9 protein-coding genes and 1 pseudogene are annotated in these 14,119 nt (G+C 71.6%); 4 read left to right on the top strand and 6 right to left on the bottom strand.

Going from position 1 to position 14,119, the window contains the following annotated elements:
* A pseudogene (locus A9X00_RS32875) lies at positions 1 to 2,477 on the bottom strand (PE family protein); the annotation flags it as partial.
* On the opposite strand from A9X00_RS32875, the gene A9X00_RS32210 reads away from it, so the two are divergent.
* On the top strand, positions 2,419 to 2,571 hold the full coding sequence (locus A9X00_RS32210; RefSeq protein ID WP_232006935.1) for a hypothetical protein: 153 nt from the start codon (positions 2,419 to 2,421) through the stop codon (positions 2,569 to 2,571). The pseudogene A9X00_RS32875 and the gene A9X00_RS32210 overlap by 59 nt on opposite strands.
* A 189-nt stretch (positions 2,572 to 2,760) precedes the next feature.
* Here A9X00_RS32210 and A9X00_RS25730 read toward each other — a convergent pair whose 3' ends face one another.
* From A9X00_RS25730 to A9X00_RS25715, 4 genes are all read right to left on the bottom strand, one after another.
* Complete coding sequence (locus A9X00_RS25730) at positions 2,761 to 5,400, bottom strand: LuxR family transcriptional regulator (RefSeq protein WP_082975515.1); 2,640 nt, start codon at positions 5,398 to 5,400, stop codon at positions 2,761 to 2,763.
* 52 nt (positions 5,401 to 5,452) lie between these two features.
* A complete protein-coding gene (locus A9X00_RS25725; protein ID WP_082975514.1) occupies positions 5,453 to 9,409 on the bottom strand; it encodes a bifunctional diguanylate cyclase/phosphodiesterase in 3,957 nt (1,318 codons plus the stop codon).
* Positions 9,410 to 9,493: 84 nt separating this feature from the next.
* On the bottom strand, positions 9,494 to 9,943 hold the full coding sequence (locus tag A9X00_RS25720) for a nitroreductase family deazaflavin-dependent oxidoreductase (RefSeq protein ID WP_067160024.1): 450 nt from the start codon (positions 9,941 to 9,943) through the stop codon (positions 9,494 to 9,496).
* Positions 9,944 to 9,947: 4 nt separating this feature from the next.
* A complete protein-coding gene (locus A9X00_RS25715; protein ID WP_067160020.1) occupies positions 9,948 to 10,382 on the bottom strand; it encodes an HIT family protein in 435 nt (144 codons plus the stop codon).
* Between the two features lie 94 nt (positions 10,383 to 10,476).
* Between A9X00_RS25715 and A9X00_RS25710 the strand changes: the two genes are divergently transcribed.
* From A9X00_RS25710 to A9X00_RS25700, 3 genes are all read left to right on the top strand, one after another.
* A complete protein-coding gene (locus A9X00_RS25710; RefSeq protein WP_369830796.1) occupies positions 10,477 to 11,820 on the top strand; it encodes an amidase in 1,344 nt (447 codons plus the stop codon).
* Between the two features lie 10 nt (positions 11,821 to 11,830).
* Positions 11,831 to 12,946 (top strand): adenylate/guanylate cyclase domain-containing protein, encoded by a 1,116-nt coding sequence (locus A9X00_RS25705; RefSeq protein WP_067160014.1) that lies wholly within the window; start codon positions 11,831 to 11,833, stop codon positions 12,944 to 12,946.
* A gap of 243 nt (positions 12,947 to 13,189) precedes the next feature.
* The gene (locus tag A9X00_RS25700; RefSeq protein ID WP_067160011.1) at positions 13,190 to 13,762 is read left to right on the top strand and encodes a hypothetical protein; all 573 of its coding nucleotides are present in this window, start codon (positions 13,190 to 13,192) and stop codon (positions 13,760 to 13,762) included.
* A 17-nt stretch (positions 13,763 to 13,779) separates the two neighbouring features.
* Here A9X00_RS25700 and A9X00_RS25695 read toward each other — a convergent pair.
* On the bottom strand, positions 13,780 to 14,119 hold a 340-nt coding region (locus A9X00_RS25695), incomplete at its 5' end, for a sensor domain-containing protein (RefSeq protein ID WP_197515273.1).

The following is a 14,119-nucleotide window of genomic DNA, read 5'->3' as shown; positions in this document are numbered from 1 at the left end:
GCCGTTGCCCCCGGCGCCGCCGACGCCGGCGTCGGACGTCCCGCCGTTGCCCGCGTTGCCGCCGGTGCCGCCGGTGCCGCCGTTGCCGCCGTTGTTGCTTGAGCCGTCCGTGCCGTGCGCGGAGGCGCCGCCGGCGCCGCCGTCGCCCGCCCTACCGCCGTTGCCGGCGGCGCCGCCGGTGTTGCCGCCGGCGCCACCATCGGCGCCCAGACCGCCGTTTCCGCCATTTCCGCCGTTGCCGCCGCTGCTGGAGTACCCGGATGACGTGCCGCCGGCCCCACCGGCCGCCCCATCGCTGCCGTTGCCACCCTTGCCGCCAACCCCGGACGGGGAGGCGCCGCCCTGGCCGCCGTTGCCGCCGTTGCCGGCGTTGCCACCGTTGCCGGCCTGGGCGTCGAGGCCGGCGTCTCCGCCCGCGCCGCCGGCACCGGCGGTCCCGCCGTTGCCGCCGTTGCCCGCGCTTCCACCGACACCCACGGCCCCGGCCGCGCCGCCGGCACCACCTGAGCCGCCGTCGCCGCCGGCGCCGCCATCGGACCCGGACAGGTAGTCGTTCGAGGTGGAGTAGCCGGCGCCGCCCCGGCCGCCCTGGCCACCCTGGCCGCCGTCTGCGCCGTTGCCCGCGTTCGCCGCGGCGCCGCCCGCGCTGCCACCGCTGCCGCCATTGCCGGCATTGCCACCTTTGCCGCCGTAGCCGGCCGCGCCGCCGACGCCGGTGGCGTCGCCGCCGTGACCGCCGGCCCCACCGGCGCCGCCGGTGCCCGCGTTGCCGCCATTGCCGGCGCCGTTGCCGGTGTCAGCGGTGCCAGTCCCGCCGTCGCCGCCGGTGCCGCCCTGGCCGCCGGAGCCGCCGTTACCGGCGATGGCGCCGTCGCCGCCGGAGCCGCCGCTACCGCCGTTGCCGGCGTTGACGCCGTTGGCGCCCGTTCCGGCCGCGCCGCTGAGCCCGTCGGCGCCGTCGCCGCCGTTCCCGCCGTTGCCGCCGTTGCCGGCGTTGCCGACGGTGGCGCCGCTGCCCCCGACGCCGCCGTTACCGCCGTTACCCGCGTTCCCACCGTTGGCGCCGGTGCCGGCCGCGCCGTCGAGGCCGTTGCCGCCGTTACCGCCCGCCCCGCCATTACCGCCGCTACCGGCCGTGTTGCGACCGCCACCGTCGCTGAGACCGCCGGCCGCGCCGCTGCCGCCGTTGCCGCCCACACCACCGCCGGCCGCCTGCGTGGGGCTGCTGCCGCCCTTGCCACCGGCACCGCCGTCGCCGCCGCCACCACCGACGCCGCCGACCCCGTTGGCGTCGGGTGAGTCGCCGCCGGCACCCCCGTTGCCACCCGCCGCGGCAATGCCAGCGCTTCCACCGACGCCGGTGCCGGACGCCCCGCCGTTGCCGGCATTGCCGCCGGTGCCGCCGACGCCGCCGTCGCCGCCGGTGCCGCCGCCGTTGGGGTCACCGTCAGCCAAGGCGGTGCCGCCGACGCCGCCGTCGCCCGCGTGGCCGCCGTCGCCACCGGTGCCGCCGGTGAGGGTGCCGTTACCGCCGGCGCCGCCGGCCCCCCGGCCCCCGCATTGCCGATGAGCGCATTGCCGCCGCGACCGCCGTTTCCGCCGTTGCCGCCATTGACGCCGTTCCCGCCGACGTTGCCTAACCCGCTGGTGCCGTTGGTGCCATTCCCGCCGGCCCCGGCGTTGCCGATTCCCCGGGCGTCGCCACCGTTGCCGCCGCTGCCGCCGTCCCCGCCGAAACCCTCAAGAGCCCCGGTCGTCCCGGCGGCGCCGCCGTTCCCCCCGGCCCCGCCGTTGCCGTAGAGCGCGCCGCCGGCGGCGCCGTTGCCGCCGTGCCCGCCGGAGCCGCCGTTCGCGAAGTTGCCGGTCGCGGTGCCGCCGGACCCACCGGCGCCGCCCGCGCCGCCGTTGCCGATCAACCCGGTGATGCCGGCGTTACCGCCGTTCCCTCCGTGCCCGGTGATCGCGACGTTGGCGCTGGCGCTGTTGCCGGCCCCGCCCGTCCCGCCGGCCCCACTGTTGCCGATCAACACGCCGCCATTGCCCCCGTTTCCGCCATTCCCGCCGCCGGCCGTGACGGCGCCGCCGTTGCCGCCGTTACCGACCAAGATCCCGCCCGGCCCACCGGGTAACCCGCTGCCCGGGGCCGCGTTGGCGCCATTACCGATCAACGGGCGACCCAACAAGGCATCGGTGGGCGCGTTGATCACGCCGAGGATGTCCTGCTCCAAGGTCTGCAACGGCGACGCGTTGGCCGCCTCGGCGGCCGCATACATCCCCGCACCCGAGCCCAAGGCGGCCACAAACTCCGCATGAAACGCCGAAGCCTGCGCGCCGAGCCCCTGAAACTCCTGGCCAAAGCCGCCGAACAACGCCGCGATCGCCGCCGACACCTCATCCGCAGCGGCCGCCGCCACCTGCGTGGTCGAGCCCGCCGCCGCCGCGTGCGCCGCCCGCACCGCCGTCCCGATCCCGGTCAAGTCCTGCGCCGCGGTGGCCAACGCCTCTGGTGTGGCGATCAGAAACGACGACATGGGGGCTCCCATCGGCCTCGGGGCGCAACGAACCGAATGAGTCGCGCGGCAGACCGTGCGGGCGCCGCCAAATGCGCCGTCGTCATTTCGGTGTCCGGATACCTTCGTTGCAGCGGTGACGTCGGGGGTCGTCACCGTTGGAATGCCGATTTTCCGGCGGAAGCGGGCCCGTTCGATCCGGGGCGGGACTACTGCAAATTTCGCGCCCCTCGGGGGGCGACTACTGCAACTACTGCAATTGCGGCCCGCGCGCGTCGAAGCGCGAGCTCAGCGGCCCGCGCCGGCGCATCATCTCGCCCAGCGCGGAACGCCCGCTGACCCCGGCCTTGCTGCTCGCGCGGTAGATGTGGCTCTCGACGGTCCGCACCGACAGCGACACCGCATCGGCGATCTCGCGATTCGTCAGCCCCTGGGCCACCAGCACCGCGATCTCGAGCTCGCGGTTGGAAAACGGCGGCGCGAACGACGCGGCCTCGATGGCCGGGCTCGTCGCCCCGCCACAGACGGTGGCCAACCGCTGCGCGCGCGCCGCCGCGGTCATCGCGCTCCCCGCGCGGCCGGCCCGCCGGTACGCGGCCGCGGCTTGCCCCGCCGCGTCGGCCGCGGCCAGCATGTCGCCCATGACCTCGAATTCGGCTGAGGCCCAATCGAGTTCACCGCCGTCATCGGCTGCCACCGCCGCCGCGTACCGAGCCGCCAGCGCGGCGCGCGGCCCTTGGACAATCCCGGCCAACTCCGCCAACCGTTCGGCGGCGTCGGTGTCGTCGAATTGCACCGCGGTCTGCAGACACCACACCTCGCGGGCGAATTGATCGTGCTCGCGCGCGAAATCGGCCGCCTCGCGGGCCAGTCGGCGCGCCTCGGTGAGGCGCGAGCGCGCCGCCGCCAGCCACGCCTCGGTCAGCAGTTCGGTGGAGGTGACGTACACGTAGGCCGGATGCCGATGTGCGCGGGCGGTGCTCAGCGCACGATCGGCGGCATCGGTGTCGCCCGACCGGGCCAGCGCCTGCGCGCGCAGCAGGTGGAACCGGTGGAAGCTGTTCACCACGTTGAAGTTGTCGGCCAGCTCTTCATCGATTCCCTTGGGGAGCTCCCGCAGCGCCGCGGTGAGGTCGCCGGCGGCCAACGTCACCATGCCGAGGATCTCCGCCGCCACCGCTCGCACCTCCGCGGGTTCCGCGCGCTGGGCGCGGCGGTTGCGTTCGGCCACCTCGAGGGCCTCGGGGATGCGTCCCGCCGCCACCAACGCGAACGTGTGGTACTCGGTCGCCGGCTGGCGAAGGAATTTGCCCTGCTCGCTCAGCGTGAGCGCGTAGTAGGCGTCGATGGCCTTCGCCACGGCCTGATCGGGTTGGCCGAGTTCGCCGTGGGCAATGGTCTCGGTGCCGTAACCCACCGTCGCCCCGTACCAGTCGAGGTCGTAGTGGTCGACCTCGGCCATCGTCGCAAGGACCTCAACCGGCCGAGCCGCCAGCGCAAGCTGATAGGCGCGGAACACCAGCAGCTGTTGGCGTCCCGCGCCGCTCGCGGTCTTGAGGGCATCATCGATGAGCCGCCAGGACCGCTTCGGTGATCGCATGCCCCACAACAGGTTTGACGCGCGCATCACCACTTCGTTGATGAAGCCCGATTGCGCCTCCTCGTCGACCTCCACGCCGTCGAGGACTTCCAGGGCCAGTTCGCTCTTTGCCCGCATCAGCAGGGAGTAGGCCAGGGGTATGCGGGCCCGCGCGCCGATGCCGGTGGCCGCGGCGGCGGCGAAAAGCCGCTCGGCCGTCTCATAGTCCAGCAGCGAGCTGGCCGCCGTGGCCGCCGACAACAGCACGTCCGGCTCGGGCGGAAGGTCGGACTCCAACCACAACAGTCCCCGCTTGACCACCGCGGCGGCGCCCCCGCCGTCCTTCATCGCGGTGGCGATCTGGCCGCGAAGGCGGCGCAACCGCGAGGAGCCACAACGATTCAGGCGCACCTCGGCATACAACGGATGACCGACATACACCTCACCGTCGGACGTCCGGATCAGCTCGCGCTGTTCGGCGGCTTCGATGGCGCCCGCCTCGGCGATCAGCCGCAGGCAGTGCCAGTCGATGGGCTCGCAAACGGCCACCAGATCCACCACGTCCCGTACGTCGCCGGCGATCGCGCCGATCTGCGAATCCACCAGTTCGGCAAGCGATCCCGAGATTGCGGTGTCGCCGTGCCAGCGCACGGCGCCCCGCCGGGTCACCATCCGCCCCGCTTGGTTTTCCTGTTCGACGAGCTGGCGCAGGAACAACACGTTTCCGCGGGTCAGGTGCCAGAGTTTGTCGGCGCAGAGCCGATCCGGGGCCGCCCCCAGAGTCGCGGCCAGCAGGTGGTCAATTTGCTTGCGGGTCAACGGTTCTAGCTCGCGTCGACGCAGCAGGCCGTCCTTCCACAGTGCTGTCACCGCGGCCGGGGCGGCCTCGCCGGTGCGGACGGTGAGGATCACCGCGGCGGCCCGCGACTGCACGAGTTGGTGCAGGACCAGCGCAGACAGATCGTCGAGTAAATGGGCATCGTCGACGAATACCGCCAGACGGCCCGGTTGCGCGCCGTCGGTCAATCCCTCAATGACCCTGCGCGCCAATGCAAAAGGCACGCTCTCCACATGATCGGTCCATTGCCAGAACGCGCCGAGTGGGATCGGGCTGCTCGTCGCGGTGGCGGCAATGCTCCGCACGGTCCACCCGGATGCCGCGGCTGCCGCCACGGCCTCGCGGGCCAGCCGCGACTTGCCCACTCCCGCTTTGCCCGCCAGCGCTATTCCGCGCACCGAATCATCGGCGAGTGCGCGCGTGATCTCGCCGATCTCGTGATCGCGGCCGATCATCGGCCAGTGATCGAGCACCCAAGAATGTTAGCCAGGCGCAGTGGTTTCCGCTCGGTAATCGGCTGACCGGTCAGTCCGTCACGCCCGCCTGAGATTTGGTGCTGGGCGCGTGCTCTGCGATCCAGTCGCGCAGGTCATCCGCCGGCAACGGCGGGCTGTGCACGAAGCCCTGGGTGATGGTGCAGCCGTAGCGCCGCACCGCTCGCAGGGTGACGTCGTCTTCGACACCCTCGGCCACCAGGTCGGCGCCCAGGCTGCGGGCCAGGGCCACCGTGGACCGCACGATCGCGACCGATCGCGGGTCCTGGGCCAGCCGCGCCACGAAGATCCGGTCGAGTTTGAGCTCGTCGACCGAGACGTCCTGCAGCCGCGCCAGCGACGACCACCCGGTGCCGTAGTCGTCGAGTGAGATCCGGACGCCGAGGCGCTGCAGCGCGGCGACGGTGTTGCGCGACCGTGCCGAGTCGACCAGCGCGCTTTCGGTGATCTCGACGATCAGGGCGTCGGGGGGCAGTCCGTGCGTTTGCAGCAGTCGCTCGATCGTACTCACCAGGTCGAGGTCGAGCAGGTTGGTGGTGGAGAGGTTCACCGCGACCGTCAAGGGCATGCCCTGGTCGCGCCAGGACCGGACCTGCTCCAGCGCGATGTCGATGGCGCGGTTGGCCACCTGGCGCATCAGACCGGCGCGCTCGGCGGCGTTCAGGAATTCCTCCGGGAGCAGCAGCCCGCGGCTGGGATGCCGCCAGCGCAGCAACGCCTCGACGCTATGGACGCTGCCGTCGGCCGCGTTGATCTTGGGCTGGTAGTGCACCGTCAGCTGGTCCTCGCCGAGCAGCGCGACGCGCAGTTCCTCGACGAGGTTGGGATCGTTGTCGCGGTACATCTCGTAGGCCGAGTCGTAGACGGCGATCTTGCTGACGGCCGATTTCGCATGCGGGATCGCCATCTCGGCGCGGTTGAGCAGCTCCTGCGGATGGTCGCAGTGGTCGGGGCAGAGCGCGATGGCGATGCGGGCATCGACCTGCACCGTGATCGGGTCGAGCGCGAACGGCTCGCTCAGGGCCTCGAGCAGCCGGCCCGCCTGGGCGCGCGCGGCGATGAGGTCGGAGCCCTCGCCGAGCAGGATCGCGAACTCGTCCTCGCCCACCCGCGCGAGCAGATCGTCGCGGCGCACGCACTGCGCGAGCCGGTGCGCGACGTCGCACAACAGCTCGTCGCCAAAGTGCTCGCCGACGGAGTCGTTGATCTCGTCGAACTCATACAGGTGCAGCAGCAACAACGCCCGGCGCGACGGCGTCCCGGGCACCGACAGGTGCCCCACCGGCGCCGAGTCGGGCAGCCCGGTCAGCGCGGTCGCCAGCGACCGCCGATTGGGCAGGTTGGTCAGTTCGTCGGTCATGGCCTGCTTGTGGGTCTCGGCCAGCATGCTGACGTCGCGGAAGGTCGCCGACAGCCGCGCGGCGACCGCGACCAGGCTCAAGGCGGCGAGAGTCGTTGCCAGCCTTGAGTTGTGGCTCACCACGACCCCGAGCGCCACGACGGTGCACGTCATCGGCACGGCGTAGAAACCAAGCCCGCGTTTCGGTGCGGGCACACCCGACGACCACGGCGCCCAGCTGGCCATCGCCACCAGCAACGACGCGGCCGGCCACAGCGCGTCCAGCGTGCTGCCGACCCGGTAGCTGCCTGTCGCGGTCTCGAAGAGGTACGCGGTGTCCGCGACGGCAAAGCCGATGAAACCCACCACGAGCAGGGCCCAGCGGAATCCCTTGCGCCAGCCAAGGATTGGCAGCATCCCGGCGGTCATTGCCAGCAGGATCAGGTCGCCCCACGGGTAGACCAGTCCCAGCAGCACGGCCGTCGGCGCGCGGACCGCGGCCGCGTGCATCGGGCCCGCCCGCAGCGCCACTCCCACCGCGGCCGCGGCCAACGCGCACACCAGCGCATCGAGCCGGATCGGAAGCGGCACCACCTTCAGCCGCGACCGCATCAACAGCAGCAGCCCGGCATACACCAGCGGGTAAAACGCCAGGTATTCCGGGTCGGCCACCGACGGGGTCTGGCCGGCGGGCACCCAGGTGACGTAGACGACGTCACCCGTCGCCGACACCGCCATGCCGGCCGCGATCAAGGCCCAGGCCAGGCGGTCGGCCGCCACGCGGTAGGCGCGAACGGCGATCAGCGCCGCGGCCGACAGGTTCAGGGCGGGGTAGAGGCATCTGGCGAAGAACGCGTTGCGCGCGACGTCGGGCTCCACCACGCTCGTCACGGCGAACGTCGCCACGCCAATCCCCAACGCCGCCAAGGCGATCCGGATCGACGTCGGGGGCCACCGCATTCCGTCGGGCAGGCTGTGCGCGCGCTCCCGCGGTGACGTCGCGACGGCGGCCACCGGCGCCAGCGACCGCGCCAGCTTCGTCTCCCTGCCGAACGCGCCCACCGGGACCGCGGCGGCCACCCGGTCCACGCCCGCCGGCGCGGACTCCGCCGACTCGGCCGACTGCGGGAACGAATAGGGGAACGGCAGGTCGGGCACGAAGCCCCGAATGCATTGCCCGCCTTCGCGTTTGGCGGCATACATGGCCAGGTCGGCGCGCTGCAGGAGTTGGTCGACGGTGCAATTCGACGCGGCCGGGGCCACCGTGTAGCCGATGCTGGGCCTGACCTCGATGGGAACGCCGTCGATCACGATCGGCGTGCCGAACGCCCCGAGCACCCGATCCGCGGCCGCCTGCGATTCGTCGACCGGAGCCTCGATGAGGACGGCGAACTCGTCGCCGCCGAGGCGCGCCACGGTACCGGTGTCGGCGAGCGCCGCGGTGAGCCGGCCAGCCACCCGGACGAGGAGCTCGTCGCCGGCCGGATGCCCGAGCGCGTCGTTGACCGACTTGAAGTTGTCGAGGTCAAGGCACAGCACCGCGATCGGCCCACCCTCGAGGCGTTGCCGGGCGACGGCGTCTTCCAGGCGATGCAGGAAGTGCGCGCGGTTGGCCAGGCCGGTCAGGCTGTCGCGGAACGCTTCCCGCGCGACTTCGGACAGCAGGCTCTGGTTTTCCATGAGCACGATGAACTGCCGGGTGAGCACCGCGGCGACGAGGATCCCCAATGCGGCGAGCATCGGTCCGTGCGCCATCAGACTGACCGCCTGGCCCAGGCCGACGGCGGCGGCCAGCATGAGCGGCAGATAGGGCAGCCAGAGCAGGGCGGGGGACATGATCTCGGTCCGCGCCTGGTCCGTGGCGGTCTCGTGCACGCTGGCCAGGCCCGCCAGCGACAGCAGTGCGAATCCGGCGACCCGCCCCAGATCCGACAGGTCGCCCAGGTGATAGCTGCCCACTCCGGTTTGGAAAACCATCACGATGTCTGCGGTGGTGATGGTCGCAATTCCGGCCGCCAGCAGGCCCCGGCTCGGCAGGTCGTTGGAGCGAATCCGGGACAGCATCAGGATCGCCGTCGTCAGCAGGACGACGTCGGCGAAGACCTCGATGAGTGTCGCGAGCCGCGAGCCGGTGTTCTCGCGCAGCTGCTTGTCCAGGACGAACACCCACGAGATGACGAACAGCGAGGTCGCCACGATGAGGCCGTCCAGCACCAGGCGCCGCGGGCTGTGGCGGGACAGATGCGACAGCAGCGCCAACGACACCATGGCGCCGAGCGGGTACAAGGTGAACACGGCCTCGGCCGCGGCGGGGTGGGTGGCGTGCTCGATTTCCGGACGCACGTCGTACACGGACCACAGGACCTCACCCGCGGCCCAGCCCAGCAGGCCGACCACCAGCGCCAGCCATCCGAATCTGCGGCGCCCGGTCGAGAAACGGGCCGCGTAGCCGGCCGTTGCGGCCGTCACCAGCAGGCACAGCGCGAACACCGCCTCGTCCACCGGCCGCGTCCCGTACGCGCCGCGCCATCTATTCACCGACGAGGCGACGACCAGCACCGCCGCCGTGCCGTAAACAGCGACCAGGAGCCAGCCCATGCGCGCGGACAGCCCCAACCGCCGCAACGGATGCCCCGTCCAGCGTGTCATAGCCGCCCCAGCCGATCCCGCGCTTCGCCGCGCGCTACAGGAGAATAAACCGCCGCCGCGCTATGCGGGCCTACCTGGCAATTTTCAGCGTGGAGTCAATAAAAAGACCGGGATCGGCCGCGACGTCCGGGTCTGGTAGTCGCTGTAGCGGTTGGCGTTGTTCTTGTTGACCAGTTCCCACAGCCGCGGGTAGTCGGCGTCGTCGGGGCCGACCTTCCGCGCCGTCACTCCGATCCGCTTCGGACCGACGTTGATCTCGCAGTCGGGACGCTTCTGCAGGTTGTGATACCAGCCCGGGTTCTTGTCGTCCCCGCCCTTGGACGCGACGATCACGTAGGAGTCGCCGTCCTTGGCGTAGGTCAGCGTCGTGGTCCGCGGCTGGCCGGTCTTGGCGCCGATGGTGTGCAACAGCAGGCTGGGCGGCATCCCGGGGACCTGGTGGCCGATCCTGCCGTCGGTCTTGCGGTAGATCGTGTCGTGCAGCCGCAGCATCGGCACCAGCACGAATTGTTCTAGCGGAGTCAGATTGCTCATGGTCTCAGTCTGTCTGACTCGCGTCGATCCGGGCCACCGCCTCCCGAAGAATGAGCGCGGTGGCCTCGCGGTCCGGGTCGCGGCGCAGCAGCATCCCCTTGGCGAACGACAGCTTGTCGCCGTTGCGGCGCGGCAGCACGTGCAGGTGGATGTGCATCACCGACTGGAACGCGGGGCGGCCGTCGTTGATCGCGAGGTTCGTCGCGTCGGCCAGCTCCGTCGTGCGCGCGGCGCGCGCGATCCGCTGGCCGATGGTGGCCATGTCGGCGAGCGTCTGCGGCGGGGTGTCGGTCAGGTCGACGGTGTGGCGTTTGGGGATCACCAGCGTGTGGCCGCGGGTGAACGGGCGGATGTCGAGGATCGCCAGGTACCCGTCGTCTTCGTAGATTCGGTGGGCCGGGGCGCAGCCGGCGACGATCGCACAGAACACGCAGGGCATGGAGCCCACGGTACTGATCGGCCCGGCCGGGGGATACGCTGCGGCGGTGGACGCTCGCGAGGTGGCCTTCGCCGGCGCGGCCGAACAGGCCCGGATGCTGGCGGACGGCGAACTGACCGCGCCGGAGCTGCTCGAAATCTATCTGGACCGGATCGCGCGGCTGGACAGCGAGCTGCGCTGCTATCGCGTGGTGCTGGCCGACACCGCGCGCTACGAGGCCGCGGCGGCGCAGGAGCGCCTCGACGCGGGGGAGCGGTTGCCGCTGCTCGGGGTGCCGGTCGCGATCAAGGACGACGTCGACGTCGCCGGCGAGGTGACGGCGTGCGGCAGCGGCGGGCACCGCCCGGCGGTGACGTCCGACGCGGAGGCGGTCCGGCGGCTGCGCGCCGCGGGTGCGGTCGTCATCGGCAAAACGAATGTGCCCGAGCTGATGATCTTTCCGTTCACCGAGTCGGTGACGTTCGGCGCCACCCGCAACCCGTGGGACCCCAGGCGCACCCCGGGCGGCAGCAGCGGCGGCAGCGCGGCCGCGGTGGCCGCCGGGTTGGCGCCGCTGGCACTCGGATCCGACGGCGGCGGCTCGATTCGCATCCCGTCGTCGTGGTGCGGGGTGTTCGGCGTGAAGCCGCAACGCGACCGGGTGTCGCTGGAGCCGCACGACAACGCGTGGCACGGGCTGAGCGTCAACGGCCCGATCGCCCGGTCGGTGCGCGACGCCGCGACGTTCCTCGACGCGACGTCAACCGTCCCGGGTCCGGAGGGCGAGTTCGTCGCCGCCGCTTCCCGCCACCCCGGCCGGCTGCGAATTGCGTTGAGCACCAAGGGCCCGATGCCGATCCCCGTCCGGGTCGGCAAGGCGCAGCTGGCCGCCGTGCACGAGGCGGGCGCGTTGCTGCGCGACCTGGGGCACGAGGTCGTCACCCGCGACCCCGAGTACCCGCCGGCCGCGGTCCTGACCAATTACCTGCCCCGCTTCCTGCGCGGCATCAGCGACGACGCGGACGCCCAGGCGCACCCCGAACGGCTCGAGGCGCGCACCCGCAGCCTGGCGCGCGCCGGCACGCTGTTCTCCGACCGCAGGATGGACGCGATCCGCGCCGCCGAGCCGGCGGTGGCCGGCCGGATCCAGGCGATCTTCGACGACGTCGACGTCGTCGTCACGCCGGGCAACGCGACGGGACCCCCGCGCGTGGGCGCCTACCGGCGCCGCGGCGGCGTCTCGACGCTGCTGCTGGTGGCGCAGCAGGTTCCGTATTTCCCCATCTGGAACCTGACCGGTCAGCCCGCCGCGGCCGTGCCGTGGGACCTCGACGGCCACGGCCTGCCGATCGCCGTGCAGCTGGTCGGCCGGCCGTACGACGAAGCGACGCTGCTGTCGCTGTCGGCCCAGATCGAGGCCGCAAGGCCGTGGGCCCACCGGCGGCCGCCGGTGTCATAGGGGAGCCCGAATGCCCGACCCGGCCGAGGAGAACACCGACGACCTGCTGGAGGGGCTCGAGGGCGCCGCGCGCACCGAGCGGGCGGAACTGGTGCGATGGCTGCTGGATCAGGGCATCACGCGCGAGGAGATCCGGAGCACCAACCCGCCCCTGCTGCTGGCCACCCGCCACCTCCTCGGCGACGACGGGACCTACCTCTCCGCCCGCGAGATCAGCGAGACCTACGGCGTAGACCTCGGACTGCTACAGCAGGTGCAGCGCGCCATCGGCCTGGTGCGGGTCGACGACCCCGACGCGGTCGTGCACATGCGCGCCGACGGGGAGGCGGCCGCCTTCACCCGGCGGTTCGTGGAGCTGGGTCTCGATCCCGAGCAACTGGTGCTGGTGGTCCGGGTGCTCGCCGAGGGCCTGTCCCGCGCCGCCGAGGTGATGCGGTACGCCGCCCTTTCGACGATCATGCGCCCGGGCGCCACCGAGCTCGAAATCGCCAAGGGGTCAAAGGCTTTGGTCAGTCAGATCGCGCCGATGCTCGGCCCGATGATTCAGCACATGCTGTTCATGCAGCTGCGCCACATGCTGGAAACCGAGGCGGTCAACGCCGCCGAGCGGGCCGCGGGGCAGCCGCTTCCGGGGGCGCGCCAGATCACCGTCGCCTTCGCGGACCTGGTCGGCTTCACCCGGTTGGGCGAAGTGGTGTCGGCCGAGGAGCTGGGGCAGCTGGCCAACCGGCTGGCCCACCTGGCCCGGGACGTGACCGTGCCGCCGGTGCGGTTCGTCAAGACGATCGGCGACGCGGCGATGTTCGTCTGCCCCGAGCCGCTGCCCATCCTGGACGTCGTGCTCAAGCTCGTCGAGGCCGTCGACACCGACAACGACTTCCCGCGGCTGCGCGCGGGGGTGGCCTCCGGCATGGCGGTCAGCCGCGCCGGCGACTGGTTCGGCAGCCCGGTCAACGTGGCAAGCCGGGTCGCCGCCGTGGCGCGCCCGGGCACCGTGCTGGTCGCGGATTCGGTCTGGGAGGCCGTCAGCGAAAACGGAAACCTGCAAGGGTCTTTCGCCGGTGCGCGCCGCCTCAAGGGCATCAAGAACGAGGTCAAACTCTTCCGGGTCCGCCGCGGAGGATAGCTCTAGCGCATAGGCAGGCCCGGGCGACTCTAGGGGGCGTTTGACGCTTAGGTCGTACGCGGCTGGTTTCCTACCCCGTTTCCCAGCGCTTCGAATCGGTCGCTTCCGGGCCTGCTTCGCTACCAAAAATACAACTCCGAACTGCGCATATCAACGGTTTTTCCAGACCCGAAGCACCCCGCCGGCGTTCGCTGCCGGTGAACGCCCATTCCATTACATATGTAACGGTGTAATCATGTAATCATGAAAACGCACCACACCCACGGGCGGCGCTACGGCCGCCCCGGCGGCTGGCAGCAGGCCCAGCAGCCCGACGCGAGCGGCGCGGCGGAATGGTTCGCCGGTCGCCTACCGGAAGCCTGGTTCGACGGCGACCCCACGGTCATCGTCGACCGCGAGGAAATCACCGTCATCGGCAAGCTGCCCGAGCCCGCGGGCTCCGGTGAAGAAGAGAGCGAGGCCCGCGCGGAAGGCCGCGTCTCACGGTTCCGCGAGGAGACCCGGTCAGAGCGCATGCGCATCGCCGACGAGGCGCAGGATCGCTACGGGCGCAAGGTTTCCTGGGGCGTGGAAGTGAGTGGCGAGCGAATCCTGTTCACCCACATCGCCGTACCGGTGATGACGCGCCTGAAACAACCCGAGCGCCAGGTGCTCGACACGCTGGTCGACGCCGGCGTCGCGCGGTCCCGCGCCGACGCGCTGGCGTGGACGGTCAAGCTGGTCGGCGAGCACACCGAGGAATGGCTGGCCAAGCTGCGTGACGCCATGTCGGCCGTCGACGACCTGCGCGCCGAGGGGCCCGACCTGCAGTCGTAAACCGCAGTGCGCCTTGGTTATTCGTTGCCCACCTTGGCCAGGATCTTGTCGATGATCTGCCCGCCCTGATCGGTGATGTGGTAACCGCACGCGTTGACGTCGACGACGACGTTGTTGGCCACGCCCATCGCCCGCTCGCACTCCCAGCCGTCGGCGCCTTCCTGCGTGTCCAGGATGGTGATCTTCGGCGGGCCGCCGTTGAGTTGGGCGAACGTCCACCGGTACTGCTTGCTCTTGTTCGTCACTGTCACCGTCTTGCCGGCGCAGCCCTTCCACTTGTCCGCCGAAGCCTGCACGAACGCCTTGGCCTTGTCGGCGGACGGGAATGCGACGGCGGCCTGGTTCACCCAGTGGTCG

It is taken from the genome of Mycobacterium sp. 1245805.9 (assembly GCF_001672915.1).
GTDB lineage: Bacteria > Actinomycetota > Actinomycetes > Mycobacteriales > Mycobacteriaceae > Mycobacterium.
Note: the sequence above shows the minus strand (reverse complement) of the source record. Positions and strands in the feature narration are given on the sequence as shown.

What these genes read in the sequence shown, in the direction of transcription:
- A9X00_RS25725 (WP_082975514.1), bottom strand. Translation starts at nt 9,409, where the DNA reads ATGACACGCTGGACGGGGCATCCGTTGCGGCGGTTGGGGCTGTCCGCG.
- A9X00_RS25720 (WP_067160024.1), bottom strand. Translation starts at nt 9,943, where the DNA reads ATGAGCAATCTGACTCCGCTAGAACAATTCGTGCTGGTGCCGATGCTG.
- A9X00_RS25715 (WP_067160020.1), bottom strand. Translation starts at nt 10,382, where the DNA reads ATGCCCTGCGTGTTCTGTGCGATCGTCGCCGGCTGCGCCCCGGCCCAC.
- A9X00_RS25710 (WP_369830796.1), top strand. Translation starts at nt 10,477, where the DNA reads ATGCTGGCGGACGGCGAACTGACCGCGCCGGAGCTGCTCGAAATCTAT.
- A9X00_RS25705 (WP_067160014.1), top strand. Translation starts at nt 11,831, where the DNA reads ATGCCCGACCCGGCCGAGGAGAACACCGACGACCTGCTGGAGGGGCTC.
- A9X00_RS25700 (WP_067160011.1), top strand. Translation starts at nt 13,190, where the DNA reads ATGAAAACGCACCACACCCACGGGCGGCGCTACGGCCGCCCCGGCGGC.